22 protein-coding genes and 4 tRNA genes are annotated in these 26,754 nt (G+C 40.8%); 7 read left to right on the top strand and 19 right to left on the bottom strand.

Features of this window, described 5'->3' with window-relative positions; genetic code table 11:
- Positions 1–42: 42 nt before the first annotated feature.
- From IMZ31_RS03125 to IMZ31_RS03105, 5 genes are all read right to left on the bottom strand, one after another.
- Complete coding sequence (locus IMZ31_RS03125) at positions 43–2,142, bottom strand: RNA degradosome polyphosphate kinase (protein WP_207529165.1); 2,100 nt, start codon at positions 2,140–2,142, stop codon at positions 43–45.
- Between the two features lie 281 nt (positions 2,143–2,423).
- The gene (locus tag IMZ31_RS03120; protein ID WP_207529164.1) at positions 2,424–3,956 is read right to left on the bottom strand and encodes a Ppx/GppA family phosphatase; all 1,533 of its coding nucleotides are present in this window, start codon (positions 3,954–3,956) and stop codon (positions 2,424–2,426) included.
- A 181-nt stretch (positions 3,957–4,137) separates the two neighbouring features.
- Positions 4,138–6,033: a PrkA family serine protein kinase gene (locus tag IMZ31_RS03115; RefSeq protein ID WP_207529163.1), complete on the bottom strand. Its 1,896-nt coding sequence runs from the start codon at positions 6,031–6,033 to the stop codon at positions 4,138–4,140.
- Positions 6,034–6,251: 218 nt separating this feature from the next.
- Positions 6,252–6,692, bottom strand: coding sequence for a MarR family winged helix-turn-helix transcriptional regulator (locus IMZ31_RS03110; RefSeq protein WP_207529162.1), 441 nt, complete (start codon positions 6,690–6,692; stop codon positions 6,252–6,254).
- A gap of 18 nt (positions 6,693–6,710) precedes the next feature.
- Positions 6,711–7,040, bottom strand: coding sequence for a DMT family transporter (locus IMZ31_RS03105; protein WP_207529161.1), 330 nt, complete (start codon positions 7,038–7,040; stop codon positions 6,711–6,713).
- A gap of 153 nt (positions 7,041–7,193) precedes the next feature.
- Between IMZ31_RS03105 and IMZ31_RS03100 the strand changes: the two genes are divergently transcribed.
- Positions 7,194–7,538 (top strand): hypothetical protein, encoded by a 345-nt coding sequence (locus tag IMZ31_RS03100; RefSeq protein WP_207529160.1) that lies wholly within the window; start codon positions 7,194–7,196, stop codon positions 7,536–7,538.
- Between the two features lie 262 nt (positions 7,539–7,800).
- Positions 7,801–8,001, top strand: coding sequence for a hypothetical protein (locus IMZ31_RS03095; protein WP_207529159.1), 201 nt, complete (start codon positions 7,801–7,803; stop codon positions 7,999–8,001).
- Positions 8,002–8,069: 68 nt separating this feature from the next.
- Here the strand turns inward: IMZ31_RS03095 and trmL are convergent, their stop codons facing one another.
- The 4 genes from trmL to IMZ31_RS03075 all read right to left on the bottom strand — a co-directional run bounded on the left by trmL (position 8,070) and on the right by IMZ31_RS03075 (position 12,639).
- A complete protein-coding gene (trmL, locus tag IMZ31_RS03090) occupies positions 8,070–8,543 on the bottom strand; it encodes a tRNA (uridine(34)/cytosine(34)/5-carboxymethylaminomethyluridine(34)-2'-O)-methyltransferase TrmL (RefSeq protein WP_207529158.1) in 474 nt (157 codons plus the stop codon).
- Between the two features lie 48 nt (positions 8,544–8,591).
- The gene (locus IMZ31_RS03085) at positions 8,592–9,470 is read right to left on the bottom strand and encodes an amidase domain-containing protein (RefSeq protein WP_207529157.1); all 879 of its coding nucleotides are present in this window, start codon (positions 9,468–9,470) and stop codon (positions 8,592–8,594) included.
- Positions 9,471–9,626: 156 nt separating this feature from the next.
- On the bottom strand, positions 9,627–11,198 hold the full coding sequence (locus IMZ31_RS03080; RefSeq protein WP_207529156.1) for a PTS transporter subunit EIIC: 1,572 nt from the start codon (positions 11,196–11,198) through the stop codon (positions 9,627–9,629).
- An 88-nt stretch (positions 11,199–11,286) separates the two neighbouring features.
- Positions 11,287–12,639: a 6-phospho-alpha-glucosidase gene (locus tag IMZ31_RS03075; protein ID WP_207529155.1), complete on the bottom strand. Its 1,353-nt coding sequence runs from the start codon at positions 12,637–12,639 to the stop codon at positions 11,287–11,289.
- Between the two features lie 148 nt (positions 12,640–12,787).
- Here IMZ31_RS03075 and IMZ31_RS03070 point away from each other — a divergent pair, with 148 nt between their 5' ends.
- Positions 12,788–13,498: a GntR family transcriptional regulator gene (locus IMZ31_RS03070; protein ID WP_207529154.1), complete on the top strand. Its 711-nt coding sequence runs from the start codon at positions 12,788–12,790 to the stop codon at positions 13,496–13,498.
- 145 nt (positions 13,499–13,643) lie between these two features.
- On the opposite strand, the gene IMZ31_RS03065 is transcribed toward IMZ31_RS03070, so the two are convergent.
- The 6 genes from IMZ31_RS03065 to IMZ31_RS03040 all read right to left on the bottom strand — a co-directional run bounded on the left by IMZ31_RS03065 (position 13,644) and on the right by IMZ31_RS03040 (position 20,204).
- A complete protein-coding gene (locus tag IMZ31_RS03065; RefSeq protein WP_207529153.1) occupies positions 13,644–14,174 on the bottom strand; it encodes a methylated-DNA--[protein]-cysteine S-methyltransferase in 531 nt (176 codons plus the stop codon).
- 123 nt (positions 14,175–14,297) lie between these two features.
- A complete protein-coding gene (gene queG, locus IMZ31_RS03060) occupies positions 14,298–15,425 on the bottom strand; it encodes a tRNA epoxyqueuosine(34) reductase QueG (RefSeq protein ID WP_207529152.1) in 1,128 nt (375 codons plus the stop codon).
- 37 nt (positions 15,426–15,462) lie between these two features.
- On the bottom strand, positions 15,463–17,172 hold the full coding sequence (locus IMZ31_RS03055) for an ABC-ATPase domain-containing protein (protein ID WP_207529151.1): 1,710 nt from the start codon (positions 17,170–17,172) through the stop codon (positions 15,463–15,465).
- Between the two features lie 151 nt (positions 17,173–17,323).
- Positions 17,324–17,397 (bottom strand) — tRNA-Gly (locus IMZ31_RS03050).
- Positions 17,398–17,599: 202 nt separating this feature from the next.
- Complete coding sequence (argH, locus tag IMZ31_RS03045) at positions 17,600–18,985, bottom strand: argininosuccinate lyase (protein WP_207529150.1); 1,386 nt, start codon at positions 18,983–18,985, stop codon at positions 17,600–17,602.
- A 13-nt stretch (positions 18,986–18,998) separates the two neighbouring features.
- A complete protein-coding gene (locus IMZ31_RS03040) occupies positions 18,999–20,204 on the bottom strand; it encodes an argininosuccinate synthase (RefSeq protein WP_207529149.1) in 1,206 nt (401 codons plus the stop codon).
- A 357-nt stretch (positions 20,205–20,561) separates the two neighbouring features.
- On the opposite strand from IMZ31_RS03040, the gene IMZ31_RS03035 reads away from it, so the two are divergent.
- The 4 genes from IMZ31_RS03035 (at position 20,562) to IMZ31_RS03020 (ending at position 24,070) form a co-directional block, all read left to right on the top strand.
- Positions 20,562–21,479, top strand: coding sequence for a metal ABC transporter solute-binding protein, Zn/Mn family (locus IMZ31_RS03035; protein WP_207529148.1), 918 nt, complete (start codon positions 20,562–20,564; stop codon positions 21,477–21,479).
- 78 nt (positions 21,480–21,557) lie between these two features.
- Positions 21,558–22,307 carry a metal ABC transporter ATP-binding protein gene (locus IMZ31_RS03030; protein ID WP_036786162.1) on the top strand — a complete coding sequence of 250 codons (750 nt, stop codon included), beginning with the start codon at positions 21,558–21,560 and terminating at the stop codon, positions 22,305–22,307.
- 3 nt (positions 22,308–22,310) lie between these two features.
- Complete coding sequence (locus IMZ31_RS03025) at positions 22,311–23,180, top strand: metal ABC transporter permease (RefSeq protein WP_207529147.1); 870 nt, start codon at positions 22,311–22,313, stop codon at positions 23,178–23,180.
- Positions 23,177–24,070 carry a metal ABC transporter permease gene (locus IMZ31_RS03020; protein ID WP_207529146.1) on the top strand — a complete coding sequence of 298 codons (894 nt, stop codon included), beginning with the start codon at positions 23,177–23,179 and terminating at the stop codon, positions 24,068–24,070. Before IMZ31_RS03025 ends, IMZ31_RS03020 begins: the two co-directional genes overlap by 4 nt.
- 379 nt (positions 24,071–24,449) lie before the next feature.
- Here IMZ31_RS03020 and ilvD read toward each other — a convergent pair whose 3' ends face one another.
- The 4 genes from ilvD to IMZ31_RS03000 form a co-directional block, all read right to left on the bottom strand.
- Entirely contained in the window at positions 24,450–26,132 is a 1,683-nt protein-coding gene (ilvD, locus tag IMZ31_RS03015) for a dihydroxy-acid dehydratase (protein WP_207529145.1), read from the bottom strand.
- A 375-nt stretch (positions 26,133–26,507) separates the two neighbouring features.
- Positions 26,508–26,589: transfer RNA gene (locus tag IMZ31_RS03010), tRNA-Leu, on the bottom strand.
- Between the two features lie 7 nt (positions 26,590–26,596).
- Positions 26,597–26,670, bottom strand: a tRNA-Cys gene (locus tag IMZ31_RS03005).
- A 9-nt stretch (positions 26,671–26,679) separates the two neighbouring features.
- Positions 26,680–26,754: transfer RNA gene (locus tag IMZ31_RS03000), tRNA-Gly, on the bottom strand.

The raw sequence follows: 26,754 nt of genomic DNA, 5'->3' as shown, positions 1-26,754 counted from the left end.
GTACGGAATATTGTACACTTGTACCTATTGATTTTTCAACTATTATTCTTCATCTTCGCTCACCGTGTAAGCTCGATCAAATAGTTCTAGCTGGCTATCGAGTTCTTCTTCGTTTGGACTTTTCTTTACGTAGTGGTAATTACCATGCTCATCCTGAACACGAGCTTTTAAATTATCTTTCAACTGAAGTTCTAGTATTTGGTGTAACCTAGACTCTATATGGTGGTCATAGATTGGGAAGAGCAGCTCTACACGCTTTTCCATATTACGTGTCATTAAATCTGCAGAGGATAAATATATTTTACCTTCCCCGTTTTGATGACAATAATAAATTCTACTATGCTCCAGGAAACGGCCGACTATACTTCGTACTCGAATATTTTCGCTGACACCTTTAATTCCCGGACGAAGGCAACAAATTCCTCGAACGATTAAGTCGATTTGAACACCTTCGTTTGATGCTTCGTAAAGCTTTTTAATAATAACCTTATCTGTTAACGAATTCATCTTGGCAATAATTCGACCACTCCCATGCTTCTTGTGACTTTCAATCTCTTGATCGATGAGAGCCACCAGGTCGCTACGAATATCAAATGGCGCCATTGAGATGTGATGGTAGGCTGGCTTCTCTGTATAACCACTTAAGTAATTAAAGAAGTTTGTTGCATCGATTCCAAATTTACGATCTGATGTAATAAGCCCCATATCCGTATACAATTTAGCTGTTTGGTCGTTATAATTTCCTGTGCCAAGGTGTACAAATCGCTCAATCTGATGCTTCTTCCTGCGGACAACTAGTGTAATTTTACTGTGAGTCTTTAAATAGTTCATCCCGTATATAACATGACATCCGGCTTTTTCAAGTTCTTTTGCCCATTGCACGTTATTCTCTTCATCGAAGCGAGCTTTTAACTCCACCAGAACCGTAACTTGTTTCCCTTTTTCAGCAGCCCTTTTTAAACCTTCAATAATCGGAGAGCCTCCACTTACCCGGTACAGTGTTTGTTTAATGGCTAAGACGTCCGGGTCATCAGCGGCATCCTCTACGAAGTCTACAACAGGCTGGAACGATTCATATGGATGGTGTAGAAATACGTCACGCTCTGCCGCAAGCTCGAATAAATCTTCATCTGATCCCACGTCTTTAGGCGGCTGAGGAATTAACGCTTCATAGATAAGGGAATCATTGTATTCTTCCATATCTTTATAAAATTTAAATAAGAACGTAAGATCAAGAGGCCCGTCAATTTCGTATACATCTTTACGATGGATCTCAAGAACATTCAAAAGAAACTCTAACAATTTCGGATCATATTGTTCGCGCTTAATCTCTAAACGAACTGCCGCGCCCCATTTCCGCTTTTTTAGCTCCTTCTCAATCTCCTTTAATAAATCTCGTGCACCTTCCTCGTGAATCGTCATGTCTGCATTTCGCGTGATTCGAAATTCTGTAACAGACTTGACCTTATACCCTTGAAACATTTTGTAGATAAAGTGGCTTATGATATCTTCAAGCATCATAAACTTGCGTGTCCCTTCCTCATCCACCTCTAATTCAATATATCGATCGAGGACGGCAGGGACCTGAACAATAGCCGTTTTCTCAGAGTATTCCTCTTCATCAAACGTATCTTCAAGCACAACGGCAATATTAATACTTTTATTAAGAAGCATTGGAAAAGGACGATACGCATCCACTGCCATAGGGGTCAGCACAGGGAAGACTTGCTCATCGAAATATTTTTCCATCGCATCGTGTTGCATGGTGGTAAGTTTGTCCATTTCTACAAATGAGATCTTATGCTCTTCTAACATAGGAAGTAAGATGTGTTGATATGTCGAATATTGCATATCAACAAGTTTATGGTTTTTCTCAGAAATTTTAGCTAACTGCTCCTTTGGGGTAAGGCCTGCTTTATTCTCTGGCTTATTGAATCCTGCTTTTACCTGGTCTTTTAATCCAGCTACACGAACCATAAAGAACTCATCCAAGTTCGAGCTAAAAATCGCAAGGAATTTAAAGCGCTCCATTAATGGGTTACGTTTATCTAACGATTCTTGTAGTACCCTTTCGTTAAAAGCTAACCAGCTTAATTCACGGTTATTATAATAACGTGGATTATCTAGTTGAATAGTTTCCATCTCTCCTCACCCTTTCATCCAAAGTAGACAAATGTAATCACTTATATTTTATCAACAAATTATTATTGTCGTATTAATCAAATATGAACCTCGTGTTAACTTTTCACTTCTATTTACCACTGACTAGTCTATGTCAATCCACAAAAAACTATCACACCTCTTGAACCTTTCACACACCACCGCACGAAACGGTGCCAGACACCCTTCATGCTAGTAAAGCACGAAAGGGTGTCTGGCACGCTTTCATGCTTTAGTGTGTAAAAAAAGGGTAGCTTTAGTGGCTACCCTTTTTGTGTGAATGTGATGTTGATTCGCATTTTAAGCGCTTTTTCTAGATGTTTCTTTTGCTTCTCAACTTGATATTCTTCCGCCATAGGATCCTGGTTGCAAAAAGCAACGATATTAATATCTTCACCTTTCACTTCTACGTGTAGATCTTCTACAACGCTTCTCCTTGTTGAATCAAAGCTGTAAGCAAATTTCGTCAGTGCTCCAAGGGTTCGAATTTTCTTCTTCTCTTCTTTTAAGAACCAATGTTTATACGGATGAAGGTACTGTTTAAAGATTGGCTTACTTTTATAAGAAGCAACAAGAGCTAGCATAAGTCGTTCTTTATGCATCAAACCATCGATGGTCCGATTGGCTAGTAAATAAAACGTGTGCTGAGAGCTTGATTCTGAGTCAATATACTCCCCAAGGTTAAATACGTATGCACCTCGCTTAAGCAAGGTCACATCTTCTCTTGTTAGGTGGCTCACTTCCGCTTCTTGCAACTCATCGAACATGATTTGCGCTAAATGAGTTACCTGGTGAACGTGTTTATAATTAATATTATAGTCAATGGCCAGTTCGTTAAAGCTTTCTTCTAATACATCAGGAAAAACTGTGATATTAAAATCTTCCATTAGTTGTTCATAAAACACGCCGTCTCTTAGTCCCTTACGACTCAAAATGAACGATGTGGCATCTGTCACCTCATATAGAGAATGAAAGACTTCAATGGCTGGTAAGATAATATCCGCACGGTCTTTCGTTAATCCTTCGACCTTTTGCAGCTTCTTAAATGACAACGTTAGTAAATAACTTTTTATAAAACTCATATCGTGTTCAAACATGCGGTATTGGTGAAGGCCAGCTAATGGGTAGCTTTTCAGTGACTGATCGACCTGTACCATGTTACGAGCACTTCCCCCGATCCCGATGACAGGTACTCTTCTGTCTGATAACCAGGACAATGAATGAAACTGCTCCATTAAGTAATTCTTCACATTTTCCATCTCTTTAGCCGACGGCACATCGTCTTTCACAAACATTTGCTTTAGCGTTAATGCACCGAAAGGGAAGCTATGAGAATGCTTAATTTCCTTATCTTTGTAATACGTAACTTCTGTACTTCCACCACCGATATCAACCGTAATGCCCTCACGAAGTGCTGTAGAATTGACAACAGCAAGATATCCGTAGTAAGCTTCTTCTTCTTCAGAAAGAATCCGCATATCGTGATCAAGCTCGTCCTTTACACGTTTAGTAATCATTTCTTGGTTAAGTGACTGACGAATCGTCGCTGTAGCTACGCAAAGAAGCTGCTCTAATTCATAAGTGTCTGTGACTTTCTTAAAACTTCGTAAAATCGATAGGAGATTCTCGATCCCCTCTTCGCTTAGATTAAAATCTTCTCCTAGATAATTCCTTAGCCGAGCTACCGCTTTAATATTCTCTACTTCCTTAAAACGCCCACTTTCACTCCGCTCATAAACGACTAATCGCACTGTGTTGGATCCTATATCAATAATCGCATAATGCTGTTCACTCATCGGAAGACACCCTTTTCTAACAATGAAATTTCCACCATTATAGCACAGGTGCTCCTTTAACCCTTGATTAGATATACATTCTTTCATCCGGATGAACATTTACCTCTTTGAAACGTATTTTAATAGTCTTTATCATGAAATAAAAAACCGGATCGCTTAAACGATCCGGTCTCCCTACTACCTATCGATTTAACAAGCTACCTACATACCTTAGCAACTCATTGGCTGAACTAGAATTGTAACCGTACTCCTCTACAAGGGTCGCCACTACTTCATTTACTTTCTTAAGCTGCTGTTCATCTGGTGTTTTCGTCGAGGTAGTTATCTTCACTACGTCCTTCAGATCGGCAAACAGCTTCTTCTGGATCGCTTCTCGTAAACGTTCGTGAGAAGAATAATCGAACTTCTTCCCTTTACGAGCATATGCTGAAATGCGAATGAGGATTTCTTCACGGAACGCTTTCTTCGCATTTTCAGAAATGCCAATTTGCTCCTCGATGGAACGCATTAGCTTTTCATCTGGATTAAGCTCTTCCCCTGTTAACGGATCCCGAAGCTTCGATTTGTTACAGTATGCTTCAACGTTGTCGAGGTAGTTATCCATAAGCGTCTTCGCAGATTCTTCATAAGAGTACACAAAGGCTTTTTGCACTTCTTTCTTCGCAATCTCGTCATACTCTTTACGAGCAACTGAAATGAAATTCAGGTAACGCTCCCGGTCATCTTTTGAAATGGATGCGTGACTTGAAAGCCCTTCTTTCAAAGAGCGTAACACGTCTAGCGCGTTAATCGACGTCATCTCTTTTTTAATAATGGTTGATGAAATACGGTTGATGACATAACGTGGATCAATGCCACTCATCCCTTCATCGTGATGCTCATTGCGCAATTCCTCTACATCTACATCACTAAAGCCTTCAACGGTTTCCCCATCATACAAGCGCATTTTCTTCAATAAATCGATGTTATTTTTGTTCGAGTCTTTCAGTCGAGTCATAATCGTAAACATCGCGGCCACTTTCAACGTGTGAGGGGCAATGTGGACGTCTCTAATATCACTTTGGTTAATCATTTTGTCATAGATGCGTTCTTCCTGCGTGACTTTTAAGTTATATGGAACTGGCATAACAATCATCCGAGAATGGAGGGCTTCGTTCTTTTTATTCGAAATAAACGAGCGATACTCCGATTCATTCGTGTGAGCGATAATCATCTCATCTGCTGAGATCAAAGCAAACCTTCCTGCCTTAAAGTTTCCTTCCTGGGTTAAAGATAGTAAATGCCACAAGAATTTTTCGTCACATTTCAACATCTCCTGAAACTCCATGATGCCTCGGTTGGCTTTGTTAAGTTCACCGTCAAAACGATAGGCTCGAGGGTCAGATTCAGAACCATACTCCGCAATCGTCGAAAAGTCAATCGAACCTGTCAGATCCGCAATATCCTGTGATTTAGGATCAGACGGACTAAAGGTTCCAATACCCGTCCGCTTATCCTCTGAGAAGAAGATTCGCTCGACTGGCATATCTTCAATACGTCCTCCGAATTCTTGCTCAAGCCGCATTAAGTTTAGAGGTGATAAATTCCCTTCAATGCGGACACCAAATTCATCAGCAAAATCTTCCCGGAGATGTTGTGGAATTAAGTGCAAAGGATCCTCATGCATCGGGCACCCCTTAATTGCATATACTGCACCTTCATCTGTATGAGAAAATCGCTCTAATCCGCGTTTTAACAACGTAACAAGTGTTGATTTACCACCACTGACCGGTCCCATCAATAACAAAATACGTTTCTTTACATCCAGTCGCTTGGCTGCAGGGTGGAAATATTCCTCCACCAATTTCTCCATCGCTTCTTCTAACCCAAAGATCTGATCATCAAAAAACTTATAATGAACTTTTCCATTTTGCTCCTCAATTCCCGCATGTTTAATCATATTATAAACACGGGAGTGAGACGACTGAGCCAGGTACGGACGTTCTCGAAGCATGTCTAAATACTCACCAAATGTCCCTTCCCACTTCAAATTCTCCTCTTCTTCCCTGTAACTTTGCACCTTTTTTAAGAAATCCACTCAAAAGACCTCCCCTGTTGAAGTTAGGCAAGCACTGAATAATACAGTCTATGTACGAGGTTTCGGAAAAATGAGTCGAAAGAGAAGATTCATGTCCATTACATATGAGCTTAAGGAAACACTTCATCATTTATCACTCTGTACACTATGTACTTTTACTTAGCGCTACGTAACATGAAAGAACTTTTAAACCATATAAAAAGCTGACCCCCCTCTTTTTAGGCGTCAGCTTTTTGATGGATGTTCCGTAAAACCTTTTCAAACGATTGAGCCGTTTGAGTGAGCTCTTCGTCAGAGAGACTGTTTGCAAATAAATCATAGACATAGCTGTCGTATTGCTCCAGATCCTTGGCATAAGCTTCACCTTTATGACCTAAACCTATACGTTGAATACGCTTATCATCTGGGTCAGCAAGTTTAATAATGAACCCATCCTCTTCTAACTTTGAGATCATTTGACTCACTGCACTCTTTGTAATTGATAATTTTTTCGCTAACTGACTGCTTGTAGGTTTCTCCAATCGAATCACTGTGGTTAGGAGAACTTCTACAGTTGAAGATAGACCATATTCTTTGAACCGATCTTCTTCTTCAGCCAGATTCATCCACAATTCTTCATATAGATGCTGTAAATAAGCAGCCTTTTCATTCGTCTTCATGAGTATCCCTCTAATCTATTAATGGGCAGCTTTAGCCATATTCAGGATAAAGACACCACCGATGATCAACACTAAACCCGCAATCATCATACCATTGATTTGTTCTTTAAAAAGCAGAGCGCTAATAGCTACTGTGAGCGCGGTTCCCCCACCAGCCCATACCGCATAAGCTGTGTTTAATGGGAGGTACTGAAGAGTGAGCTGAAGGAAAAAAAGAGCCATCAAGAATCCAGAAATAACTCCAATCGTTCCCCATAGTTTGGATATGCCTTCGACTGTAGACCATTTCAACATGGAACTTCCGAACACTTCCGTTACTATGGCAGCTAGTAGATAAATGTAACCCATGTACACCCACCCCTTTACATTTTAATATTTTAGTTTAGTTTAGTTTAGTTAACTAAACTAATATTACACCGTTACTAATCTTATGTCAATCTCGTTCTATGGAACATGCCTCTTCTTTCTATTGCATATACATCAATAAGGAGTTGAGAGCGGATGAACAAACGAATCGTTATCATAATAGGGTTGTTGTTACTTACTATATCTGCAGGCTGCAACGAAAAACCTCCTTCCCTATATGGTACATGGGTTATTTTAGAAGAGGGGGGATCTTTCCATACAGGAGATCGTTTAACTTTAAAAGAAGATGGTATGATAACCCTTAACGGATGGACCTCACAATATGAACTTATTGAAGATCAGCATATAAAAATTGCAGCAGATCGCGGGAAGTTGATGTGGGCGTATAGTGTGACGAAAGATACCTTAACTCTTCAGTCTAAGAACAGCAAACATGACATGAAAGTGTCTGCTCAGCGCATAGTTACTAAGCAACCTTAAGAAAACGTTCACATTTCAACTAAGAAAAAACCTATTCTATGTTCACACTTTTGTCCAAATTGGGTATAATAACTAATAGCGAACATTTTCTCGTTTCAAGACTAAGGGGGCATCAGATATGAAGATCATGTTAATTCTTGGGGTTATTGTAACTTTTGTTGTTTCCATTTTCTCAGCAGGTTACGATACAAAATAATGCGCTACATAAAACCAGCATCTTTTGAAGGTGCTGGTTTTTTTATAGTAAAGGAGGCTTTTTTAGATGAAAAATATCCATGTATTCTATATCAAACTTCTCTTTACCGCAGCCTTGCTCTATTACTTTTTTCATTATCTAGTCACAGGTGAAGGTGGCCTTTTAAACATATTGCTACCATTTGTCTATATCACCTGGGTGGGATCGGATTTCATGAGACACCGAAAAAACAATACGTGGCAAGAACCTTATACGTTCAAAAGCTGACTTTTTAAGTATGTTTGATACACATAAAAAAGCCGATCTGTCATTATCAGACAGATCGGCTTTTTTCGTTAACTTAATCCAGGAAATCCTTGCTGACGTAATACTTCATACACTACAATTGCGGCCGTGTTCGATAAATTTAAAGAACGAACTTTATCAGACATATGAATACGCAAGCATTGGTCTTCCTTACCTTCTAGTAAGGATTTTGGAATACCGTCTGTCTCCCGTCCAAACACAAAGAACAATTCTTCTTCCGGGTTGCTATAATCATAATCCGTCCAATATTTCGTACCGAAATTTTCAATAAAATAAAAGCTGCCATCCGGATGAGCTTCATACAGATCATGAATAGAATCATGATAGCGAACATCAACATCGTGCCAATAATCAAGGCCAGAACGACGAAGCATTTTATCATCTGTAGAGAAGCCAAGTGGGCGAATTAAGTGCAGTACAGTATCTGTAGCCAGACAAGTTCTTGCGATATTGCCTGTATTGGCTGGGATTTCTGGTTGGTATAATACGATATGAAGAGCCATTTGCAGTCACCTCTAACATGTAATAACTACAGTATTATACCATATTTTCTACTCTCCTATTCGAAAAAACTTATACTGAATATTTGTAGTATATGCTGTAGAATCCTCGTAGTCCCAATAGCGGTGATAGCTATTTGAAGTGTGAGCATTGACAAGAGGCTCACCAAAGGCATCTTTTTCTACTACTATGGTCGTATGGTTCCACCTTCCGTCCCCTTCAAAGTCATAACAAATAATATCCCCTAATATAAGATCACTTGCCCTCTCCATTTCCCTGCCTCGAACCCCTTGCTTTGCTCCGCTTAAGTACCATCGCATAGCATTCGCAACTGTCCAGCTATAGCTCCAAACTTTACTGTTGTACCACCAGCCCTTCCCCCTAGCAGGCGAGCCCCACATCGGTGCCCCTCCAGCTCGAAGACACTGCGATATGAAATTTGTACAATCATCTGTGAAGTGGCGATAAGCAGGGTTATAAGTGTTCCACCACAAATTAGCGTACTGCACCGCCTTCTGCCGATCATAGGTTCCTCTCTCTCCCTCGTTCTCGAGAGTACCTTCTTCATTTATTAATGTGAGAGCATCTCGCGGGACCTCTGGCTCATGAGGAGCAGGCAGTTGCTCATCGTAGAGTAGCTCCCCTCTTACGAAATGTGCCCTATGATTACGCTGTTCCTCCTCTATATAATAATAGTCTCCTTGTTGTATAAAGAAAGTGACATATAGGGCATAATCTACCTGATGCTCTCCGCCATTTGTATATAATGATCGATACGGAGCCCCCTCAGCTGTTACACGAACAACTCTTGACCCGCGCTTTTCATGACACTTCATTTTATGAGTGATCCATGAATGATTCCTTGCGTCAATCTCACTGCTATTGAGGGATCTTTCCCAGTACCTCTGTAACCGCCTTTGAATCTCCATAGCTCCCCTCCTTTCTTACAATCTATGAAACACCACCGCAAATCATCCCTTTCCCACACTAAAGCATGAACGCGTGCCTGGCACCCTTCACTGCTCTAAAGCACGAAAAAGGGACAGGTTTTCTTTACGTTGGTAAAGATCCCTGTCCCTTTTTGATTAGGCTGTTTCTTGTTTGATGATGCGGTTAATTTCGTTTTTATAAAGGTCGGAGCGCCCGCCAAATATGGCTTGTATATTGTGGTCTACTTTTACAACTCCAGCTGCTCCTAAAGCTTTCAATTTGTCTTCGTCAATCTTCTCACGATCACTGACTTCAACACGTAAGCGAGTGAAGCAGGCATCAACATGTTTTAAGTTTTCCTGTCCACCTAGAGCTTCCATAATCGCCGAAGCTGTTTCTCTATTAGCGCTTCCTTTATCCTTCTTACCTTCCTTCTCATCGCCTTTCTTATCATTATAATCTGCTCTTGTATAGAGCTTGTTCTCTTGTCCACCGCGACCTGGTGTAGCAAGATCCCATTTCTTGATTGCAAAAGAAAAGGAAAAGAAGTAAATAACGAAGAATGCAGCACCTAATACAAGGTTCATCCACCAGTTTCCTGTTCCAGGTATAGCGTTTACTAGAACATAATCAATAAATCCAGAGCCCCCGGCCCATCCTAAATGGACATCTAGCATATACGTAACAGCGTAAGAAACCCCTGCTAGGAAAGCGTGGAATACAAAAAGCAATGGAGCTACAAATAAAAATGTAAATTCAATCGGCTCGGTAATACCTGTTAGAAAAGCCGTCCCCGCAGCTGCGATTAGCATTCCCTTTACAACCGGTCGATTGTCTTTATCAGCTTGACGATACATCGCAAGGGCTGCACCTAATAACCCAAACATAATGACTGGGAATTTCCCTGCCATAAAGCGACCAGCCGTAACTTCTACACCCTCAGCAATTTGAGCTAAGAAAATATATTGGTCACCTGATACCATTTGACCAGCCACTTCCGTTGTTCCACCGAGTGACGTCCATAAAAACGGTGCGTACCAAATATGGTGTAATCCTGTTGGAATAAGGGCACGTTCCAAGAAACCGTAGAGACCAATGTACAGAGGATTTGTTGCACCGTTCGCAATCACGTTCGCAACAGCATCTATACCACTTTGAATGGGTGGCCATACAATCATCATCCCTATAGCAAGAAAGATCGATGTAAATACCATTGCAATCCCTACTGATCGATCCCCAGCGAAGAAACCGAGCACTTCCGGAGGATCAAACTCATGGAATTTGTTATATACCCAAACCGCAAGTAACCCGACAACAATTCCACCGAGCACCCCTGTCTCGAGCGTCGGAATGCCAAGCGCCATCCCATACTCACCGTTATCTGCTACCATCTCAGGAGTGATACCAAGTGCAAAAGAAATGGTCTTATTCATAATCACATAACCAAGTAACGCTGCTAAAGCAGCAATTCCTGATCCGCCAGTTAAGCCAATCGCTACCCCGATTGCAAAGATAACAGCAAGGTTGTTAAATATACTAATTCCGATATCTGACATGCCTTCACCGATAAATTGAACAACATCATGTTGTAGAAATGTAACGGTTTCCGCCAGCGGACCTGTCAGCGCTGCCCCAAAACCTAGTAATATACCTGCTGCCGGCAGGAGTGCCACAGGAACCATCAACGATTTACCAAACTTCTGTAATGATCCAAAATATTTTTTCACGATTCCGATCCCCCTTTTAATACGAAAACGCTTACCTATTCAAATGAGAAGAAGACCCGGGGTGTGGTCCGGGCCCATCTATCACCTTTTACTGTAAAACAGCTTCCTTACTCTGTTTATGAAGGTCTGGCCAATAGTCTTTATTCGCATCAATTAAGTCATCTAAAATTTGACGTGCAACAGGTGCGTCGACAACCGTACGATTTAAAGTTAACGCCTGGAGAGCCTTTTCATAACTATTCTCAAAGTAGGCATCTACTACGAGTTTCTCATAAGCAAGCTGGCCTTCAATTAACCCTTTATAGAAAGTTGAGATGTGCCCTACAGCAAATGGTTTAGGTCCGCGGTTTGTCATCATAGCCGGAACCTCTACCATTGCATCATCTGGAAGGTTGGCAATCGTACCGTTGTTCTTAACCATTACGATGAAAATATCGCCGTTATTGTATGCCATCGAAGCAGCTACACGGATCATGTAGCGCCCGTGAATATCAACTTCTAACTCAACATTTTCCGTCGTTCCATCTGCCACAATTTGGTCAGCTAACGCATGCACACGTTCCTGACGACCATTAATGACTTGGCGAGCTCTTGTGTTCTCAGGATCTTCTTTCTGCACCATTTCAGTTGGGTATAAATAATACTGCAGATACGTATTTGGAAGGTAATCAGGAAAGTCATTGACCATCCGCTCAACCTGCTTAAATGTCTTAATCCAAGATGGGTCATTTGCAATTTCAGCGTCTTCTGGTATGAATCCATCTTCTGTAATCGCACGCTTAATCGTTTGTGTATGGTCATTTCCGTCCTTGTCATAGATCCCTGTAAACCAACCAAAGTGATTCAGACCAAAGTACTCTGGCACAAGGTCGAAAACATCTTTCCCTAAGATCCCTGCGTAACTTACCATGATAGCTGCTGGCATATCACAAATATTTAATAGTTTCTTATCGTTTGGAAATTCTCGCTTAAGTGCTTCCGCTACAATCGCAGCAGGATTTGTATAGTTCAGAATCCAAGCGTCAGGAGCATAATGTCTTATGTCATTGACGAGATCAATCATATCTCCAATAGAACGTAGTCCATAAGCCATCCCTCCTGGACCACATGTTTCCTGGCCAACCGAATCGTAACGAAGAGGAATCTGCTCATCTTTCTCACGCATCTGCAATCCACCTGTACGAATTTGAACAAAGACGAAGTCAGCTCCTCTTAAAGCTTCTTCTTTATCTGTGGTATAAGAGAATTTTTCAAGCTCAGGATATTTCTCGCGTAAAATAACATCTGTTGCTTTAGCTATCTGTTCTTGCCTCTCTCCATCTGTGTCATAGAACGTAATCGTTTTCAAAGGAAATTGTTCTTTTTCAGCGATCAAACTCATAATCATCCCGATTGTATATGTGCTTCCGCCACCAACAACTACTAAATTTTGTTTTTTCATATTCATAACCTCCAAAAAGGTATTATATTTGTATTAAAAATAACTTAACATGAATATAATACACATTTGTGAAAGCGTCAACATCATTGATCGATATTTTTTATATTTTCCGTTATAATGGTTTTATAGAAGAACTGGAGGAATCCTTATGTCAGCTCCCCTATATAGACAAATTGCACACAAAATAAGAGAAGAAATCGAATCAGGAAATTGGAAAGAAGGAGAAGCCATCCCCACAGAGAAACATCTCTCTGAACAATATTCCGCTTCTCGTGTAACCATCAGGCAAGCCATTAAATGCCTCGTAGAAGAAAACATGTTAAAGCGGGTTCAGGGCAGTGGAACATATGTAAATGAGAAAAAAATAGAACATAATATCTTTGAATTACAAAGTTTCACAGAAGAAATGAGACAGTTAAATAAAGAACCAGTAAACCATGTTATAAACTTTCAAATGATTTCTCCTAATGATTATGTAAGAGAAATTTTGCAACTCCCAGACGGCGAAAAGGTCTTTTATATTAGACGGCAGCGTTTAGTAGATGAGACGCCTTATGTATTAGAAGACACTTATTTGCCAGTCACGATGTTTCCAGACCTCTCTTATCAGATTATGAGCGGATCGAAATATGACTATATTGAACAAATGCGAGGCATGAAAATAAAAGAAAGCTTTCAAGAAGTTATTCCGATCTTGCCTGAGGAAGAAGTAGCCACTTCACTGAGTCTTGATAAGACCACGCCTATCTTAAAGATCCAACTGCACAGCATCTTTTTCGATGGCACCGTCTTTGAATACAGCGAAATCTACTTTAAAAGCGATGAATACAAATTCAAACTTCGCGCATCAAGACCATAAAAATGAGGCAGCTCCTATAGGAGCTGCCTCACTTTTATTCTATAAAGGAACACCGCGTGTCAGACACCCTTTACTAAGGTAAAGGGTGTCTGACACGCGGCAGTTCTTTGCTGTAATAAAGTAAACGAAAAAAAGCCGTTTCCTCCTAGGAGGAAACGGCTTTATGATGTTCTAAATCAAGTAAATGCTCTTTGCGCTCAAGGCCGCCTGCATATCCGACAAGTGCACCATTACTTCCAATGACTCGATGACACGGAAGAATAATAGATAGAGGGTTCTTATTAACTGCTCCCCCTATAGCGCGGACAGCTTTTGGCGCCTGAATAGCTAAGGCAATATCTTTATAGGAACGAGTTTCACCGAACGGAATTTCGGCTAAGGCTTTCCATACTTTTTGTTGAAATGGAGTTCCATACAAATCAAGCTGGACCTCAAAACGATCTCGTTTGTTGGAAAAATACTCATCTAACTGTTGCTTTAATTGCTTAAATTGAGCTGGGTCGTGAACGTATTCAATGTGTAAGAAATATTTCCTGGCCCACGTTGTTTGTCTAGATTCAACATCCCGCAACGAACCATGGTCAATGCGACAAAGACCTTTTTCAGTTGCAAGAAGTGTTAGGGGCCCAATCGGACTGTCCATTTCATCGTAATAAAGGAAGGAACCTTTCGTCATGTTTTATCCCTTCTTTTACAACAGATTTTCTATTATTGTACATGGTATTCAGGGAATGTAAAAGTGTTTTTCAGCCATTTTTATAAAAATAGACTTACTAATTTTAGGAGAATTTGTCGAAGATTATAATAAAGCCAACCCTTTATCCATCTCTCCGACTACTTCGTCATCTGTTTCTTTCGCTTTTGCTTCGTGTATTGCAGTATATGCAGAAGGGTTCCCAATTTTACCTAACGCCCAGGCGGCTGTCCCACGTATCACAGGTCTTGGGTCTTGGTTCATTAAACGGATAAGTTCATCCTGAGCTGTTTCATCTTTGTAGTGTGCAAGTGCCAAAATCGCATTTCGCTGAATTGGTTTCTTCCCACGCCAGGAACCAGACATCTGTCCATACGTTTCTTTAAATTCACGGTTCGAAATGGATAGAAGAGGCTTTAAGCTTGGCTTTACTCTCTCTGGATCTGGTTGAAACTCAGCATGAATTAAATTGTGCTTCTTTCGATTCTTCGGGCATACTGTCTGACACGTGTCACACCCATATAATCTGTTTCCTATTACACTACGATATTCGTCAGGAAGAAACCCTTTTGTTTGGGTAAGGAAAGCAATACACTTCTGTGCATTCAATTGTCCACCTTCAATAAGAGCTCCCGTCGGACAAGCATCTACGCATATGTTGCAGTCTCCACATGAATCTTCAACAGGCTCATCAGGAGGGAATGCGATATTGGTTAGCATCTCTCCAAGGTAAACATAAGACCCGTATTCTTCCGTAATTAAATTTGTGTTCTTACCAGTAAATCCAATACCAGCTCGCTCTGCAACAGCACGGTCAGACAGTTCCCCAGTATCGACCATAGACCGACCATAAAAATCTGATACACGTCCTTGCAAATATTCGCCTAACTTATTCAAACGGTCACGAAGCACATCGTGATAGTCTTGTCCCCAAGAGGCACGGCAAAATAATCCGCGACGATCATCTTTCGTACTACGTGGTGCATCCTTAAGCTTTGATGGGTAGGCAAGAGCAATCGAGATAATGGACTTAGCTTCTGGAACTAACCGATTCGGCTCTGTACGTTCCTCAATGCTCCCCTTTTCAAAACCAGATTGATAACCCAAATCTTGTTGGGTACGTAAGCGTTCTTTTAGCTCCGTAAACACATCTGGTGTTGTAAAACCAATCTTATCAATCCCAATCACTTTAGCATAAGCCTTTACGTCTTCTTTCAACTCATGAATATTCATCTTCATCCCCTCCCTTCCTGTATAATCTTGATTTAGTTTATGAAAACTGGTCTACTTTACTCGTTCTTAAACGATTCAGCGTAGCTGCAATCTCATGTCGTCTTGGTCTTGCCAAGTCGCCTGGGTGTTGATCTTTAAAGCCTGTAAATGAAGCGAGACCCTTTTGGTCAAGTTGGTCTTCTATCGCATCTAGCAGTTCTTTAAAACTACGCTGTTCCTTCAGCCAGTTTCTTTGCTCTAAATGGTGAAGAACCTCCGCAATCATCCGTGTTTGAGAACCACTAACAAGCTGCTCCACATAGTGTAGAGAGATTTCAGAACGCCCCATTAAAATCAGTGTACGACCCTTTGCCTGTACTTTCGACTTTTTCCCTTTTCGACTATCTAAACTACCTGGAAGGAAATGACGGTTTGGCATCGACTTGAACTGATTGACTGCTTCTTCATCACGATGGAACGGATACTTCTCAGCAATCGCTTTTGCTTGATCCGTTACGTTATAAGGAAGATATTGATCTAGCATAATAACATCGTCAACCGCATCAAAGTAGTCACCTGAGCCTCCCATAACAAGGATGGTTGATACGCTTAATTGATCACGCAATTGCTTAATCTGATCAATAAATGGTGTAATTGGCTCCTTATCTTTTGCAACAAGCTCCTGCATACGCGCATCTCGAATCATAAAGTTCGTTGCACTTGTGTCCTCATCGATGAGTAAAGAAGATGCTCCTGCTTCAATGGCTTCCATGACGTTCGCTGCCTGTGATGTACTACCACTTGCGTTTTCTGTAGAAAAGCGAATCGTATCTTCGCCGTGAGGTAAGTGGTTAATAAATGGTGATATGTTAACGCTCGTAACCTGGCGTCCATCTTCTGCACGGACCTTAACAGCATCAGGATCTGTTAAAACATATTCACGACCGTCTCCTATAATATGAGGATACACCCCACGCTCGATCGCTTTCAATAGTGTACTTTTTCCGTGGTAACCGCCACCAACTATGAGAACAATTCCCTTGTTCAGAGCCATACCTGTAATTGGTTCATCTCGATGAGGGATTGTAAAGGAAACTCTGTTGGCTTCCGGACTTTGAAATGGAACAGCACGTTTCATAGGCTTGTTGCTTATACCGCTCTCACGAGGAAGAATAGAATCGTCTGCGACAAATGAGATCCATCCCTTTTCCTTCATCTTCGCGCGGATTGCGTCATGCTGATCTGCTAGTTGACAAACAGCTTCGAAATCATTTTCCCGCATCTTAAACAAAGATGTTTTCATAATTGAAGGAATCACCTGGAGAAATAATTTCTCGGCTTCTTTGCCATTGATGCGACGACCGTTCGCCGGAAGTCCAATGGATAAACAGATCTCAGTCTGTTTTTCATTGATCGACACGGCTGTTCGTTCTAGGATTTCCTGCCCTGGAGCATCAATCGAAATCGCTCCACTCTTTCCAGACCCTTTGACGACTGTACGATCTTGATGAATCGCTCTGCCAACATGACGAGCGACCAGGTCTTCTATATACGTCAATCGAGTCGACGTTTCCATCCACTCGTTCGCTATTTTATATTGATTTGATGGTACAACTATCCGAATTTTAGATGGTGCTGCAAACGGATCACCCTGAACATAGTCTATCGCAAGCGAGTAAGATTGAAATCCATAACTCCCTTGAATATCCTTATAACCTTTATAACTTTTTCCATCAATTTGTCTCAATTTTTGCTGTAGGTCCTTCATCCAAATGGCACCCTTTCTTTATTGGTTCTTGTTGTTATGATAAAGGGCAAAGAATCCCTTATAACCAATGTAACCTTTTTGGACAATATAAAAACGCAATGCTTCGTTTCCACACCTTTAAACGAAACACTGCGTTGGCAACATAAAATTATGGAGCGGGTGATGGGAATCGAACCCACGACATCAGCTTGGAAGGCTGAGGTTTTACCACTAAACTACACCCGCATTTCACCAAATGCATAAATTATTTATACTATGACTGTAATGTTAATTATGTGCTTGAATCAGCTACAGAAATTATCTTAACAAACCCTTAACAATAGGGCAATAGAAATTTAAAAAAATTGTCGAAAACCGTAACATTTATGCGAAGTTGGAATTCTTTGAATCTTTCTTATAGTGTATACAAAAAGAGCAACTATTAAACCTAATAGTTGCTCTTTAATAGAGATTTCGCATGATTTAGTTGTTTTTTCACCTGATTTGGAGCTGTTCCACCTAAGCTATCACGTGCTGCTACAACGTTCTCAGGACGCAAGAAATCATAAATATCCGCTTCTATATAAGAAGAATACGATTGATATTCTTCAAAACTGACTTCTAATAGGTTTTTCTTCTTCTGGATCGCCGTTAGCACGATTTTCCCGGTTACTTCGTGTGCCTTTCGAAAGGCCATTCCCTTCGTAACCAAGTAATCAGCAAGGTCGGTTGCATTCGAGTAATCCTGTTTCACTGACTCATACATATGCTCACTTCTAACCGTCATACTTTCAATCATTGGCGCAAGCACCGACAAACTCTTCTCAAGGGTTTCCACCGTATCAAACATGCCTTCCTTATCTTCTTGCATATCTTTATTATAAGTGAGTGGCAACCCTTTTAGCGTTGTTAACAGCCCCATTAAGTGTCCATATACGCGCCCTGTTTTCCCTCTTAAAAGTTCCGGCATATCTGGATTCTTTTTCTGTGGCATCATACTTGATCCTGTACAGAAAGTATCATCAAATTCGACAAACTTAAACTCCTCACTCGACCAAATGATCATCTCTTCACTAAGACGAGATATGTGCATCATGAGCATCGAAGCATTGCTTAAAAATTCAACTATGAAGTCCCTATCACTTACAGCATCCATACTATTCGGATAAACTTCATCGAAGCCAAGGAGCTCTGCTGTAAACGTTCTGTCAATCGGAAATGTCGTGCCTGCGATGGCTCCTGCACCGAGGGGGGAAACATCAATCCGCTTCAAACTATCCTCAAGTCGTCCTGTGTCCCGATGAAACATCCAGAAGTAAGCTAACAGATGATGGGCGAACGAAATGGGCTGTGCACGCTGGAGGTGAGTATAGCCAGGAACAATCGTATCAATGTGTGCTTCTGCTTTGTCACATAAAACATATTGTACATCTTTTAAAAGTCCCATGATGCTTTTAACCTTCTTCTTAAGGTATAAATGCATATCCGTAGCAACCTGGTCATTACGACTACGTGCCGTATGAAGTTTCCCCGCCAGATCTCCTACTTCTTCATGAAGCAACATTTCCACATTCATATGGATATCTTCATATTGAGCTGAAAACGTCGCTTCCCCCGATGTTACTTTTTCATGAACCCTCTTTAGCCCTTTTGTAAGCTTTTGAGCTTCATCTTCTTCTACAATGCCGCAACGAGCCAGCATAGCTACATGCGCTATACTGCCTTCTATATCCTCATCTAATAGAGCCTGGTCAAAAGAGATGGAAGCGTTCATTTCCTCTACGAGTTGATTAGGACTAGCGGTAAAACGTCCTCCCCATACTTTTGATGACATATTCTCCCCTCCTTTATACCTTTACTTTAGTCTTTTGCTTTTTAGCGTATACTTTAGAAGGCAGTCCCCACAGTTTTATAAAACCAACAGCTGCATCGTGATCAAAGGCATCCCCTTTTGAATACGTCGCTAATTCTTCATCATATAAACTCACATCTGCTCTAGTACCTAAAACAGTCGCTTGCCCTTTAAAGCACTTCACCTTAACTTCTCCAGTCACATTGACCTGTGTCTCTTCATGAAAGGCAAGGAGAGCTTCACGTAGTGGGGAATACCATAATCCCTCATAAATAAGCTCTGAAAGTTGCTGCTCCGCTTGTGGTTTAAACTTAGCTACATCTCTCGTATGAGTAAGATGCTCTAATTCTTTATGAGCCTGAATTAACATCATCGCTGCCGGGCACTCGTATACTTCGCGTGATTTAATGCCCACAAGGCGATTCTCAACATGGTCAATACGCCCAATCCCATGTTCGCCACCAAGAACATTTAACTTTTCAATTATATCCACAAGGGACATAGATTTGCCGTTTAATGCGACAGGCTTCCCTTTCTCAAAAGAAATAAAGATCGTCTCTGGCTCATCTGGAGTAAGATGAATCGGTGCTGTCCATTCATAGGCTGCTTCTGGTGCCTCCTGCCATGGATCTTCAAGAACTCCTGCTTCACAAGCGCGCCCCCAAATGTTTGCGTCAATCGAGAACGGATTCTCATCTGTAATCGGTATGTTAATCCCTTTTTCTTTTGCATAAGCAATCTCTTCATCACGAGTCATTTTCCACTCCCGAACAGGTGCAATGACTTCAAGATCGGGATCTAACCCTTGAATCGCTACTTCAAACCGCACCTGATCATTTCCTTTTCCGGTACAACCATGCGCTACAGCGACCGCTCCTTCCTGGTGAGCTACTTCAACGAGTTTTTTAGCAATCAACGGACGAGACAGCGCTGAAGATAAAGGATACTTTCCTTCATATAAAGCATTTGCTTTTAGTGCTGGCAATAGAAAATCTTCTGCTAGTTCTTCTTTAGCATCAATCATGATGGCTTTCACCGCTCCAACATCTAATGCTTTCTGACGAACCGATTCCATATCTTTACCTTCACCAACACTCAATCCCAGTGCAATGACATCATAACCGTACTTTTCTTGAAGCCATTTAACAGAAACGGAAGTATCTAAACCTCCGGAATAAGCTAATACACACGTTTTACCCATATTAATAATCTCCTTTCCTGCTCCCATGTTCTATAGTATGTATGATTATAACTCTTTTAGTATACTTATTCAACAATTGTGTATAAAACGATTGATAGAAGCGGTTTTTATTCATTTAAACGTATAAAAAACCAATTATGTATTTATTTCACGCACAACTGTTGACATTTCTTTCGGTTATCTATATATTTTGCACTAAGGAAACTTTTATTGTATCGGTTAAATTTTATAAAAACACGCACACTTTTCATCTAAGCTCATATCTTTATAGAGCTAAAGAAAAGTCATTTTTTTAATTATTTTTTTGCGTAAAGGAAACTTTTATTAACATGTACAAAAAGGGAGGACAAAAGAAACATGAAAAAGTTTATTACAATCGCATTACTATCCATTGTTGCTTTAGTAGGGTGTAATTCTGAAACAGGCACAGAAGAAGAAGGAAACGTTAAGGTTGTCACCACTATCGCTCAAATTGGAGATATCGCTGAAAACGTTGGCGGTGAACATGTTGAAGTGAAGAGTCTAATGGGACCAGGAACAGACCCTCATACCTACAAAGCCACAACAAGTGATATTGAAAACTTACAAAAAGCAGATGTGATTTTTTATAACGGACACCACCTCGAAGGACAAATGAATGATGTGTTTGCGAAAATGCGCTCTGAAAAACCAACTCACGCTGTAGCTGAAGCGATTCCTGAAGATATGCTAGATGCTGACCCAGAAAATCCTGATATTCCTGACCCTCACGTCTGGTTTGACATTAACTTATGGAAGTACGCTGTAGATGAAGTTACAAAAGGTTTAAGCGATTTAGATCCTGAGAACAAAGAATACTATGAACAACAAGCCGAAAACTATAAACAAAAATTAGACGAAACGCATACTTATGCTAAAGAACAAATTTCTCAAATTCCAGAAGAAAGCCGCGTCCTTGTCACAGCACACGACGCTTTCCATTACTTCGGCAAAGCATATGGATTAGAGGTAATGGGACTTCAAGGGTTGAGTACAGAGTCTGAATACGGATTAAAAGATGTCCAACGTATTATAGATACGGTCTCAGAACGCAATATTAAAGCCGTATTTGTTGAGAGTAGTGTAAACGAACGGTCCATTAACGCTGTAGTTGAAGGCGCAAAAGCTGAAGGGCACCAACTGAAGATCGGCGGAGAGTTATATTCTGATGCAATGGGTCCAGCGGATACGGAAGAAGGAACGTATATTGGAATGTTTAAACACAATATTGATACAATCGTTAATGCATTGAAGTAATTAGAGACTAGAGGGGATTAAGTCCCCTCTTCATTGTTTTACGAAAGAACAGGAGTCAAATAGAAAGGAGTTTCTTATATGAAAGCTATTGAAATTCAGAATCTGGCTGTTACCTATGAACGACAACCCGTCCTTGAAAATGTGAATTTCACAATACCAGAAGGAACGCTTACAGGAATCATTGGTCCTAACGGAGCTGGAAAATCCACTTTAATTAAATCAATCCTTCACCTAATCCCTCGTTTATCTGGGGATGTTGTTGTTTATGGGAAACCGTATAAAAAACAACGAAATTTAATTGGCTATGTACCTCAAAGAAGTGAAGTGGATTGGGATTTCCCAACCAACGCGCTAGACGTTGTCCTAATGGGACGCTATGGACATATAGGCTGGATTCGTCGTCCGAATAAGAAGGAAATTCAATTCGCCTATGAGTGTCTTGAAAAAGTCGGTATGAAAGAATTTGCAAATAGACAAATTAGTCAGCTCTCAGGAGGACAACAACAACGCGTCTTCCTCGCTCGCGCATTAGCACAAGATGCTCAAATCTACTTCATGGATGAACCATTCGCAGGAGTAGACGCTGCAACGGAGAAAGCGATTATGAAATTATTGCAAGAATGGCGTGAACAAGGTAAAACGGTGCTTGTCGTACACCATGATTTACAAACGGTAAAAGACTACTTTGACCACTGTCTATTGCTAAATAAAACACCTGTAGACTATGGGCCAACTGAAAGTGTCTTTACACTTGATAATTTAGAACGGACTTATGGAGGAGCCATTTCCTTTTTAGGCAACAGTCCTATACTCACTCAAGGAGGGTAACCCATGAATGAATTACTAAGCCTTTTAACCAACCCAAACACCCAATGGGTTTTAGCAGGTTCCTCCTTACTCGGTTTTGCCAGCGGATTAATCGGTAGCTTCGTACTACTCAAAAAACAAAGTCTAATCGGAGACGCTATGGCTCACGCTACATTGCCAGGCGTCTGCTTAGCATTTCTCTTATTTGGTGTTAAGTCGATCCCTCTCTTTTTAATAGGGGCTGCGACAACAGGGTTAATTGCGACATACTGTATTCAAGCTATCGTTAAACACTCTAGAATTAAAACGGATGCGTCAATCGGCGTAGTGTTATCTGTCTTTTTCGGTCTTGGGATCATGCTCCTAACTTATATTACGAAACATGCAAAAGGAAACCAGAGCGGTCTAGAGGACTTCATCTTTGGCCAGGCGGCTGCAATGGTTAAGAGCGATATACAAGTCATTGCAGTTGGGTCCCTTTTAATCATTATTCTTTCATCACTATTTTTCAAAGAATTTAAGATTTCAATATTTGACCCTAACTATGCTCGAGGTATCGGTTTACCAGTCAGCGTCTTTAATTTTGTTCTAATGGCTCTCGTCGTAGGCGTAGTGGTTGTCGGAATACAAATGGTAGGTGTAGTCCTTATTGCAGCACTTCTAATCACCCCTCCCCTCGCTGCCCGCTATTGGACAGATCAACTTGGGAGGATGGGTGTAATCGCAGGTGTATTTGGGGCCATCTCTGGTGTAACCGGCACACTAATAAGTACAGCAGGAGAAGGACTTCCAACAGGCCCACTCATTGTCTTGTGTGCCTCATTAATCTTTGTCCTTTCCCTTCTATTTGGAGCTAGTAAAGGAATCATTGTAAAGGCGGTGAGACAAACATGACGTACAGTTTATGGATTATCATTACAGGAGTATTAGTTGGCGTTACATGCGGTATGACAGGAGCCCTTCTCGTTCTTAGGAAAATGTCGATGCTTGCAGATGCAATCAGTCACACCGTTCTTCTTGGAATTGTAGGAGCTTTTCTTGTGACGCACTCTTTAAACGGGGTACCTATGCTTGTTGGAGCTGCTACTGTGGGAATACTCACAGCTTTAATGGTGCAACTACTAGACTCAAGTGGGGTTCAGTCAGATGCGGCAATTGGAGTTGTTTTCACCTCCCTTTTTGCTCTAGGTGTCGTACTCATATCCTTTATAGGAGATAGTGTCCACCTCGATGTTGAGCATGCTCTAATGGGAGAGATTGCTTTTGTTCCATGGGATACATGGACATGGAACGGCATGAACCTAGGACCAACAGCAGTCTGGCTCTTAGGATTTGTTTTTATCTTAAACCTAACCATTATACTACTCTTTTATAAAGAGTTTAAAATTAGCACATTTGATCCTCAGTTGGCCATATCAATCGGTGTTCCTGTAGTAGCGATCCATTACGTATTAATGTCGATGGTTTCGTTCTCTACAGTTGCTTCCTTCGATAGTGTAGGAGCTATTCTAGTTGTAGCGATGTTAATCGTTCCAGGTGCTACTTCTTATCTTCTAACGGATTCTTTTGGTGGTATGATTGCTTTAAGTGCCCTAATTGGCGCACTATCATCCTTGCTCGGTTATACATTCGCTCTATTCGTAGATGTGTCCATCTCAGGAGCCATGGCAACAGCCACAGGCCTTCTCTTTACCCTAGCCTTCTTCCTTAGTCCAAAACACGGCATGCTCGCTAAATGGTATAGAAGAAAGCAAATGCAAAAGCAACAACAACTAAACGCGTAAGAGTATACTACTTTAGCTTCCTACTCGGTTAGTAAAATAATATGCTATAGCAATATGAACAACTTAATAAACAAACAGAAACGTTCAGAATTACTTCTGAGCGTTTTATTTATTCCTTTATGAAGATCTCATTAGTGTAAGGATGTAGATTGATTATTCTCCCTGTTGGACATTTTCAGCCCATTTTCAGATCATGGCGTTATTTACGTCGTTTGCCCTTCTTAGGGAATAGGGTTGATCTTGATGTATGAAAAGATCTACTTCCTCATAGGGTTCTTCGAATAGCATTTTGGCCTAAAAAATTTTTTTAATTTTCTTTGGTTAAAGTTTAGGATAAAAAAACTCCAGTTTCTGAAAACTGGAGTTTTTCAATATGAGTTTAATTTTTGTAATCTGTTACAGCACCTTTGGAAGAGCATGATACATTATGAGCATATTTGCCCAAAATCCCCTTCTTGTAAAGAGGCGGTGCTTCCCAATGCTTACGACGACTTTCTAGTACTTGTTCTGTTACATCCATGGATATTTCTTTTTTGTTTGAATCTATTGTGACAAGATCCCCTTCTTCTAATAGAGATATTGGTCCTCCGACTTGAGCTTCAGGTGCGATATGACCCACCACGAGTCCATGGGTTCCTCCAGAGAATCTACCATCTGTTAATAAGGCGACCTTTTCCCCTAAGCCTTTCCCAACCAATAGAGCGGAGATTGATAACATTTCAGGCATACCAGGCCCGCCTTTAGGACCAACATATCGTATAACTAATACGTCGCCTTCTTGTATTGAATTATTCAGAATAGCTTCCGTAGCTTCCTTTTCAGTATTAAATACACGAGCTGGTCCAGTATGACGCGCAACCTTAACACCGGATACTTTAGCTACTGCACCACTTGGAGCTAAGTTACCTTTCAAGGTGATCAAAGGTCCATCTTCTCGCTTAGGATGACTAAATGACGTTATAATATCTTGTCCTTCTTCTAAGGTTGGCGCTTCTTCTAAATTCTCTGCAACTGTCTTTCCTGAAACAGTTAAACAGTGTCCGTGTAGATAGCCATTGTCATAAAGAAGCTTCATAACTGCCTGTACTCCTCCAACTTTATGCAGGTCTTGCATCACATATTTGCCGCTCGGTTTCAAATCAGCAATATGTGGTGTTTTTTCTTGAATTCGATTAAAGTCTTCCATAGTTAAATCCACTTCAATGGCATGAGCCATAGAAAGCAAATGAAGTATCGCATTTGTAGAACCACCAAGTGCCATAACGACTGTAATCGCATTTTCAAAAGCCTCTTTAGTCATGATATCTTTCGGGTAAATATTATGCTCGAGTAAGTATCTCACAGCTTCTCCAGCCGACTCACAATCTTTTGCTTTATGGTCAGATTCCGCAGGATTTGAGGAGCTTCCAGGTAAACTCATCCCCATAGCTTCAACAGCAGATGCCATCGTATTTGCAGTGTACATACCACCACACGCTCCTGCACCAGGACATGCACTACACTCAATTGCGTTTAGTTCATTTTCATCTATGTCACCCTGGTTATATTTTCCGACTCCTTCAAAGACAGAAACAATATCAACATCTTTCCCTTTATGAGACCCGGGAGCAATTGTGCCTCCATAAACAAAAACAGATGGCACCTCAGCATTTGCAATAGCAATCATACAGCCTGGAATATTTTTATCACAGGCTCCGATTGCAACTAATCCATCCAAGTTCTGAGCTCCTACTACCGTTTCGATAGAGTCAGCGATCACATCTCTACTTGGTAATGAATAACGCATTCCCTGTGTTCCCATAGAGATACCATCCGATACAGTAATAGTATTAAAGATTAAGGGTAACCCTCCTGCTTCTTGGGCACCTTTCTTTGCACGGATGGCTAAATCATCTAGGTGTATATTACATGGAGTCACTTCACTCCATGTACTTGCAATACCAATCATCGGCTTTTTAAAGTCATCATCTGTAACACCAACAGCACGAAGCATGGCACGGTTCGGTGCTCTCATTGCACTTTCACTAAACACTTTACTATTTATTCGTAAATCTTTTGTCATTCAAAATCCCACCTTTTCTTTCGCATAATTATAGGACTCTTTACTTTAATCTTCAATGATTTTTTCTGAAAAATTTTTTTATTTAGAAAATAATTAATATGTGATTAAAGCAATTTATGTATAGAGTAAATGCAAGGTAGGGGGCGACAGGAGAAAAAATTACCTTCTAGCCATTTTGTTGTGTGTATTAATAGAGTCTTTCTACTAAAATAAAAAATCCCCGTTAACATAACGGAGATTAGAGAAATTTATAAATAATTCTGTGCCTATGAGTCCTAAACAAATAAAACAGTATTTTCTAACTCAAACTTATTAATTAGACATAAAAAAAATCGCTTTCGTTAGCGATTTCCATTGCAATGTTAAGTTTTACGATACCGGTGGTCGGGCTCGAACCGACACTCCGTGAGGAACACGATTTTGAGTCGTGCGCGTCTGCCAATTCCGCCACACCGGCATATGAATGGAGGCGGCAACCGGATTCGAACCGATGGTAAAGGAGTTGCAGTCCTCTGCCTTACCACTTGGCTATGCCGCCAAATAAAAATGGAGCGGAAGACGGGATTCGAACCCGCGACCCCCACCTTGGCAAGGTGGTGTTCTACCACTGAACTACTTCCGC

The sequence above is a fragment of the Pontibacillus sp. ALD_SL1 genome (assembly GCF_017355605.1).
This window is presented reverse-complemented; position numbering and strand designations above follow the sequence as displayed.

Coding starts and splice junctions, on each gene's coding strand:
- IMZ31_RS03025 (WP_207529147.1), top strand. CDS start 22,311: ATGAATGAATTACTAAGCCTTTTAACCAACCCAAACACCCAATGGGTT.
- IMZ31_RS03105 (WP_207529161.1), bottom strand. CDS start 7,040: ATGGGTTACATTTATCTACTAGCTGCCATAGTAACGGAAGTGTTCGGA.
- IMZ31_RS03095 (WP_207529159.1), top strand. CDS start 7,801: ATGAAAAATATCCATGTATTCTATATCAAACTTCTCTTTACCGCAGCC.
- IMZ31_RS03100 (WP_207529160.1), top strand. CDS start 7,194: ATGAACAAACGAATCGTTATCATAATAGGGTTGTTGTTACTTACTATA.
- IMZ31_RS03055 (WP_207529151.1), bottom strand. CDS start 17,172: ATGAAGGACCTACAGCAAAAATTGAGACAAATTGATGGAAAAAGTTAT.
- IMZ31_RS03040 (WP_207529149.1), bottom strand. CDS start 20,204: ATGGGTAAAACGTGTGTATTAGCTTATTCCGGAGGTTTAGATACTTCC.
- IMZ31_RS03035 (WP_207529148.1), top strand. CDS start 20,562: ATGAAAAAGTTTATTACAATCGCATTACTATCCATTGTTGCTTTAGTA.
- trmL (WP_207529158.1), bottom strand. CDS start 8,543: ATGGCTCTTCATATCGTATTATACCAACCAGAAATCCCAGCCAATACA.
- IMZ31_RS03075 (WP_207529155.1), bottom strand. CDS start 12,639: ATGAAAAAACAAAATTTAGTAGTTGTTGGTGGCGGAAGCACATATACA.
- ilvD (WP_207529145.1), bottom strand. CDS start 26,132: ATGACAAAAGATTTACGAATAAATAGTAAAGTGTTTAGTGAAAGTGCA.
- queG (WP_207529152.1), bottom strand. CDS start 15,425: ATGAATATTCATGAGTTGAAAGAAGACGTAAAGGCTTATGCTAAAGTG.
- IMZ31_RS03110 (WP_207529162.1), bottom strand. CDS start 6,692: ATGAAGACGAATGAAAAGGCTGCTTATTTACAGCATCTATATGAAGAA.
- argH (WP_207529150.1), bottom strand. CDS start 18,985: ATGTCATCAAAAGTATGGGGAGGACGTTTTACCGCTAGTCCTAATCAA.
- IMZ31_RS03030 (WP_036786162.1), top strand. CDS start 21,558: ATGAAAGCTATTGAAATTCAGAATCTGGCTGTTACCTATGAACGACAA.
- IMZ31_RS03125 (WP_207529165.1), bottom strand. CDS start 2,142: ATGGAAACTATTCAACTAGATAATCCACGTTATTATAATAACCGTGAA.
- IMZ31_RS03020 (WP_207529146.1), top strand. CDS start 23,177: ATGACGTACAGTTTATGGATTATCATTACAGGAGTATTAGTTGGCGTT.
- IMZ31_RS03085 (WP_207529157.1), bottom strand. CDS start 9,470: ATGGAGATTCAAAGGCGGTTACAGAGGTACTGGGAAAGATCCCTCAAT.
- IMZ31_RS03065 (WP_207529153.1), bottom strand. CDS start 14,174: ATGACGAAAGGTTCCTTCCTTTATTACGATGAAATGGACAGTCCGATT.
- IMZ31_RS03070 (WP_207529154.1), top strand. CDS start 12,788: ATGTCAGCTCCCCTATATAGACAAATTGCACACAAAATAAGAGAAGAA.
- IMZ31_RS03120 (WP_207529164.1), bottom strand. CDS start 3,956: ATGAGTGAACAGCATTATGCGATTATTGATATAGGATCCAACACAGTG.